7 protein-coding genes are annotated in these 6,000 nt (G+C 72.7%); 6 read left to right on the top strand and 1 reads right to left on the bottom strand.

Features of this window, described 5'->3' with window-relative positions; all coding sequences use genetic code 11:
- The first annotated feature begins 61 nt into the window (after nt 1-61).
- Nucleotides 62-745, top strand: a complete 684-nt coding sequence (locus NMK44_RS24830; RefSeq protein ID WP_254746757.1) for a GNAT family N-acetyltransferase — start codon at nt 62-64, stop codon at nt 743-745.
- A 57-nt stretch (nt 746-802) separates the two neighbouring features.
- Here the strand turns inward: NMK44_RS24830 and NMK44_RS24835 are convergent, their stop codons facing one another.
- Entirely contained in the window at nt 803-1,681 is an 879-nt protein-coding gene (locus NMK44_RS24835) for a LysR family transcriptional regulator (protein ID WP_254746760.1), read from the bottom strand.
- Nucleotides 1,682-1,769: 88 nt separating this feature from the next.
- Here NMK44_RS24835 and NMK44_RS24840 point away from each other — a divergent pair, with 88 nt between their 5' ends.
- From NMK44_RS24840 to NMK44_RS24860, 5 genes are all read left to right on the top strand, one after another.
- Complete coding sequence (locus NMK44_RS24840) at nt 1,770-2,153, top strand: YybH family protein (RefSeq protein WP_254746763.1); 384 nt, start codon at nt 1,770-1,772, stop codon at nt 2,151-2,153.
- A 206-nt stretch (nt 2,154-2,359) separates the two neighbouring features.
- Nucleotides 2,360-3,502, top strand: a complete 1,143-nt coding sequence (locus NMK44_RS24845) for an inorganic phosphate transporter (protein ID WP_254746766.1) — start codon at nt 2,360-2,362, stop codon at nt 3,500-3,502.
- A gap of 47 nt (nt 3,503-3,549) precedes the next feature.
- Nucleotides 3,550-3,801 carry a hypothetical protein gene (locus tag NMK44_RS24850; protein ID WP_254746769.1) on the top strand — a complete coding sequence of 84 codons (252 nt, stop codon included), beginning with the start codon at nt 3,550-3,552 and terminating at the stop codon, nt 3,799-3,801.
- A gap of 69 nt (nt 3,802-3,870) precedes the next feature.
- Nucleotides 3,871-4,719 (top strand): pentapeptide repeat-containing protein, encoded by an 849-nt coding sequence (locus NMK44_RS24855; protein WP_254746772.1) that lies wholly within the window; start codon nt 3,871-3,873, stop codon nt 4,717-4,719.
- A 37-nt stretch (nt 4,720-4,756) separates the two neighbouring features.
- Nucleotides 4,757-6,000, top strand: a 1,244-nt coding sequence (locus tag NMK44_RS24860) for a damage-control phosphatase ARMT1 family protein (RefSeq protein WP_254746775.1), incomplete at its 3' end; no start/stop codon positions are given.

The following is a 6,000-nucleotide window of genomic DNA, read 5'->3' on the forward strand; positions in this document are numbered from 1 at the left end:
TGTAATATGCGAAGTGCCTAGTTGCCTATTACCGACGGGGGATGTCGTGATGCTGTATCAGATGGCTGCCGAGCGTGTGGACGCCGGGCCGGTGGATCCGGAGCTGGTGCGGGCGTGGGTCGAGGGATGGGTGATCTCGCGGCTGGCATCGCCGCCGGAGCGGACCGCGTACGGCTTCGTCCTCGATGTGGGGGCACAGCCCCGTCAGGTGACCCGCCATGTACTGCCCGCGGCGGACGAGGCGCTGGTGGGCGAGCTGACCGGCACCGTCACGGCGCCCGGCACCTGGATCAAGACGTTCGTGCCGGAGGAGGTCATCGGCCCCTGGATGGCGCCGGGCTGGGCCTTCGACGACCCGGGCTTCCTGATGTCCACCTCTCTGGAGCCGGTGGCCGTGCCGGTACCCGAGGGCTTCCACCTGCGCACCTGGACCCGGGGCGGGCTCACCCGGGCCCTGGTGGTCACCGACGACGGCACCTTCGCCGCCCGTGGTCAGGTGGCGGTGCCGACGGGTGCGGGGACCGCCGTGGTGGACCAGATCGAGACCGCCACCGACCAGCGCCGCCGGGGTCTGGGCCGCCTCGTCATGAGCACCCTGGCCAATGAGGCGTTCGCGGCGGGCGCGCGGTCCGCGGTGCTCGGCGCGACCATCGAGGGCCGGGCGCTGTACGAGGCGCTGGGCTGGCGCATCGATGCCCCGCTGACCGGGCTGATCTACAAGGCGTCGGCGGCACCGAAGGTCTGATCCCGTGACGGCTTCCTGTCGGGCCGGGGCGGTCCCGGGCGGGGTGCCGGATGCTGTTCAGGTCAGGGCCTCGCGGGCGCGGGCGACCAGGGCGCGTCCGGCCGGACCGCTCGGGCCGCCCGCCCGCCAGGCGAAGACCAGCCGTCCGCGCAGTGCGGGCGGATCGATGACGATCGTCCGCAGCCGGTCCGCCCGCGCCTCGGCGAACGAGCGGGGCAGGATGGCCGCGCCGAGACCGCGCGCCGCGAGCTGGGCCAGCACATCGGGATCGCTGGCCTCGAAGGCGATATGCGGGGTGAAACCGGCCGCGGCGCACGCCTCGTTCAGCCGAGTGCGCAGCCCGGTGCCGCGCGGCAGACTGATGAGCGCGCGGCCGCGCAGGGTGTCCAGTGAGATGACCGGGTGGACGGCCAGTTCATGGTCATGGCTCACCGCCGCGACGATCGGCTGGTCGGTGAGCACCTCCATCTCCAGACCGGCCGGGGGTGTGGGGCCCACACTGGCGATCGCCGCGTCCAGGCGTCCGGTGCGCAAGCCCTCGACGAGCTCGTCGGACGTGGCCTCGGTCAGGGTGATCTCCACCGCCGGATGTGCGTCGTGGAACTCGGCCAGCAGCCCCGGGAGATCGACGCTGTGCGAGGTCACGGTGCCCACCGCCACATGTCCCCGCAGCAGCCCGGTCAGCTCGTCCACGGCGAGCCGGGCACCCTCCACGGCGGCCAGTGCGGCCCGTGCGTAGGGGAGCGCCGCGGTGCCCGCCTCGGTGAGCCGTACCGAGCGCCCGGAGCGGTCGAGCAGCTCCTCGCCGAGCTCCCGCTCCAGCCGTCTGATCTGGGCGCTGACGCCGGGCTGGGCCACATGCAGCCGCTCCGCGGCCCGGGTGAAGTTGCGCTCCTCCGCCACCGCCACGAAGTAGGCGAGCTGTCGCAGTTCCATAACTGATGATTCTAGCTGCCAGGCCAACCATCTCTTGGACTTCTGGTACCGGCCGCGGCAGGGTGGAAGACGACGAAAGGAGCCGATCATGACCGAGACGACACGTGAACGCGCCACCGCCCCCGAGGACCTGGCCCGGCTGTTCGTGGAGCGGGCCAACGCGGGTGACGCGGAAGGACTGGCCGAGCTGTACGCGCCGGACGCGGTGCTCGCGTATCCGCCGGGGTCCTCGACCGTCGGCCGGGACGCCATCCGCGCGGTGCTCGAGCGGATGCTCGAGCACACCACCGAGCCCTTCCGGCTGGAGGAGGCGATGCCGACGGTCCGCTACGGAGACCTCGCCCTCACCTCCACCCGCCCCGCCGACAACACCGGGGGCCGGGTGCAGGTGGCGCGGCGTCGGCCGGACGGCACCTGGCTGCGGATCATGGACCGTCCCGAGGTCCGGGCGCCTGGCCGGGACGGGGGATGACGGTACGGGGCACCGATCTCCATCGGCGTGCCACCGGCGGTGCCCGACCGGAACCCAACACCCGCCCGCCGCCGGGCTCGACGCCTTCCCGGGAGCGTCCGGGGAGGTGCTCCGCGCCGCGATGGCGGCGCTCCGGCACCGCGCTTAGCGTGGAAGGGACAGCGTCTTCGCAGGGACGTCCGCCGCGCGGTTGTGGGAGGTCCGAGGTGGAATCTGTCACCTTCCTTCTCATCGCCGTGATCCTCACCGCGCTCGCCTTCGACTTCACCAACGGATTCCACGACACGGCCAACTCGATGGCCACCTCCATCGCCACCGGGGCGCTCTCCCCGCGCGTCGCGGTGGCCGTGGCCGGGGTGCTCAACCTCGCGGGGGCGTTTCTCTCCACCGAGGTGGCCAAGACGATCTCGGGCGGCATCATCGACGACACCAAGGTGTCCCCGGTGATGATCTTCGCGGGGCTGATCGGCGCCATCCTGTGGAACCTCATCACCTGGCTCGCCGGACTGCCCTCCAGCTCCTCGCACGCCCTCTTCGGGGGACTCATCGGCGCGGTGTGGGTCGGGTCGGGAGGCTCCGCGGTGCGCTTCGACGCCATCATGGAGAAGATCGTGATCCCGGCGCTCGCCTCACCGGTGGTGGCCTGTCTGGTCGCCCTGCTGGCGACCTATCTGGCCTATGTGATCACCCGGCGGATCTCCGGCCGGACCGTGCGCAAGGGCTTCCGCGCCGGGCAGGTGGGGTCGGCGTCCCTGGTGGCGCTGGCCCACGGCACCAATGACGCGCAGAAGACGATGGGCGTCATCACCCTCGCCCTCATCTCCGGCGGTGTGCTGAGTCATGGCGCCGGACCGCCGTGGTGGGTGGTGCTCAGCGCGGGCCTCGCGATCTCGCTGGGCACCTACGCGGGTGGCTGGCGGATCATCCGGACCATGGGCAGGGGACTGACCGACATCCAGGCGCCCCAGGGCTTCGCGGCCGAGACCAGCGCCACCGCGGTCATCCTCTCCTCCTCGCACCTGGGCTTCGCGCTGTCCACCACCCAGGTCTGCACCGGCAGCATCCTGGGCGCCGGGCTCGGCCGCAGACTGGCCCATGTGCGCTGGGGCGTGGCCGGGCGGATCGCGGTGTCCTGGCTGCTCACCCTGCCCGCGGCGGCGGCCGTGGGCGGCACCGCCGCCTGGGTCGCCGACCAGGGTGACGGGGGAGTGGCCCTGGTGGCCGGTGTGGCCGTCGCGGCGGCCACCGGCTTCTATGTACTCTCCCGGCGCCGGCCGGTCAACCCCGACAACGTGAACGAGCTGCCCGCGCCCACCGCCGAGGGGGACACGGTGCGCTCGGCGGCGTGACACCGGACGCGGTACCGCGGAGCGGCGGCAGGGAGGAGCCGGACGGGATGGACATCGAATGGGGCAGCCTCGGCGGGGTCCTGGGGGTGAGCCTCGGGGTCACGGTGGTGGTGGTCGTCATGTTCTCGCTCGGTGTCGCCGCGTGGAGCCGCGCCGAGTCACACGCCGGGCGCGCCGGTGCCACCCGGCACGGTCTCCTCCACCGCCCCGGTGCCGTGGCCGCCGCCATCGCCGTGGTGTGCTTCGCCGCCTGTCTGGCGGTCGCCGCTTATGGAATCGACCTGATCGTTCCCGGCTGAGACACTGGGCGCTTGTGCCGAGCGCCGCTCCGGGCCCACGGCGTCAGTGGAAACGGGAGATCACACACGGTGTCACAGCAGTCCGAAGCCCCCTCGGGCCACACGCCCTCCGATGCGGCGGACCGTCTCGGTCTGCGGGCCGACTGCGGCAGTTGCTTCGCGCTCTGCTGCGTGGCGCTGCCCTTCGCCGCCTCGGCGGACTTCGCGTTCGACAAGGACGCGGGGCGGCCCTGCCGCAATCTGCGCGAGGACTTCGGCTGCGGCATCCACGCCCGGCTGCGCGCCGAGGGCTTCTCCGGCTGCACGGTCTTCGACTGCTTCGGCGCCGGCCAGAAGGTCTCCCGTGACACCTTCGCCGGACGGGACTGGCGACGCCATCCGCACATCGCCGCCGATATGTTCGCGGTGTTCCCCGTGATGCGGGTACTCCATGAACTGCTGTGGTACCTCAGCGAGTCGCTGGCGCTCCCGGCCGCGCGCCCCCTCCACGACGAGCTGCGGGCCGCGCTGGAGGAGACCGAACAGCTCACCCGCGGCGGCGCCGACGAGCTGAAGGCCCTGGATGTCGCGGCCCACCGGGAGAAGGTCAACGGGCTGCTGCTGCGCACCAGCGAGCGGGTCCGGGCCACGGTCCCCGGAAAGAAGAAGAACCGCAGAGGAGCCGATCTCATGGGTGCCCGGCTCCGTGGCGCCGATCTGCGCGGTGCCAACCTCCGTGGGGCGCTGCTCATCGCGGCCGACCTGACCCGCGCCGATCTGAGCGCGGCCGATCTGATCGGCGCCGACCTCAGGGACGCCGATCTGAGCGGAGCCGATCTCACCGGCGCCCTCTTCCTCACCCAGGCCCAGCTCAACGCCGCCCGGGGGGACGCCGCCACCCGGGTGCCCGGCGCACTCACCCGCCCCGCGCACTGGTGACGCCCGCCGCGGGCCGCGGTGTGGAATCCTGGCGGGCATGTCCGACGCATCCGACGCGCCCGTGATCCGGAGCGATACGCCCGGGTCGTTCGCCCGGAGCGTCCTGGCCGAGCGGCATCCGGCGCTCATCGAGAAGGTGCGCGACGCCTTCCCCTACGGCCCCGGACAGCACCGCGCGCTCGACGCCCTGCGCGATGAGTGCGCCGAGGGCGTCATCACCCCGCTCCCCGCCACCGCCTACGACCACGGCCAGTGGCGGGAGTGGGGACGGGAACACTTCGGCCGGTCCTGGTTCGAGGTGCCCTTCCTGTGGGCCGAGAGCTACTTCTACCGCCGACTCCTGGAAGCCGTCGGCTACTTCGGCCCCGGTCCCTGGCAGGGCGTCGATCCGTTCCGTCCCTTCAAACACGCCGAACTGCACACCCCCGAGGCCGCCGGGGAACTGGCCGCGCTCAACGCCGTGCTGCGCATGCCCGTCGAGCGGCAGCGGGACGCGCTGGTGCACGGGTCGCTGTGGGGCAACCGCGCGGACCTCGGCTTCCGGCTCTCCGCGACCGGTGACACCTCCGGCGCCGCCGGTACCCCGCTCGTCGCGGACGACAGCGGCACCCTGTGGTCCCTGCTGAGCGGCGAGTCCCCGGCCACCGTGTACCTGGTGGCGGACAACGCTGGGCGGGAACTCCTGCCCGACCTCGTCCTCCTCGACCATCTGCTGCGCCATGGCCGTGCCGACCGGTGTGTGCTGGCGGTGAAGCCGTGTCCGTACTACGTCTCCGACGCCACCACCGCCGATGTCATCGACTGTCTGCGCCGGCTGATCCGGGCCGGGGGCGCCGCCGCCGAGGTCGGCGGACGGCTGTGGTCGGCGATGGGCGACGGCCGGCTCACGGTCCGGGCCCATGACTTCTTCCGGGCGCCGCTGCCCTACGCTGATATGCCGGGCGACCTGCGGAGCGAATACGCCGCAGCCACCGTGACCATCATGAAGGGCGACCTCAACTACCGCCGTCTGGTGGGCGACCGGCTGTGGCCCCCGACCACCCCCTTCACCGAGTGCACCGCGTACTTCCCCGGACCGGTCGCCGCGCTGCGCACCCTGAAGTCCGATGTGATCACGGGCCTCGACGCGGCCACCGTGAGCGCGCTCGACACGGAGCGTCCCGACGGCTGGCGCACCACCGGCAGTCATGCGCTGATCCAGGTCGACCCCGGCCCGGCGCCCCCGCGGGGGGGGCCCCCCCGCGGGGGGGGCGGGGGGCCCCCCGGGGCGGGCGCCGGGGC

The sequence above is a fragment of the Streptomyces cucumeris genome (assembly GCF_024295805.1).
GTDB classification, from domain to species: Bacteria; Actinomycetota; Actinomycetes; order Streptomycetales; family Streptomycetaceae; genus Streptomyces; species Streptomyces cucumeris.

Bases quoted from the DNA above. Each gene is read 5' to 3' on its own strand.
- NMK44_RS24830 (WP_254746757.1), top strand. From the start codon at position 62: ATGGCTGCCGAGCGTGTGGACGCCGGGCCGGTGGATCCGGAGCTGGTG.
- NMK44_RS24835 (WP_254746760.1), bottom strand. From the start codon at position 1,681: ATGGAACTGCGACAGCTCGCCTACTTCGTGGCGGTGGCGGAGGAGCGC.
- NMK44_RS24840 (WP_254746763.1), top strand. From the start codon at position 1,770: ATGACCGAGACGACACGTGAACGCGCCACCGCCCCCGAGGACCTGGCC.
- NMK44_RS24850 (WP_254746769.1), top strand. From the start codon at position 3,550: ATGGACATCGAATGGGGCAGCCTCGGCGGGGTCCTGGGGGTGAGCCTC.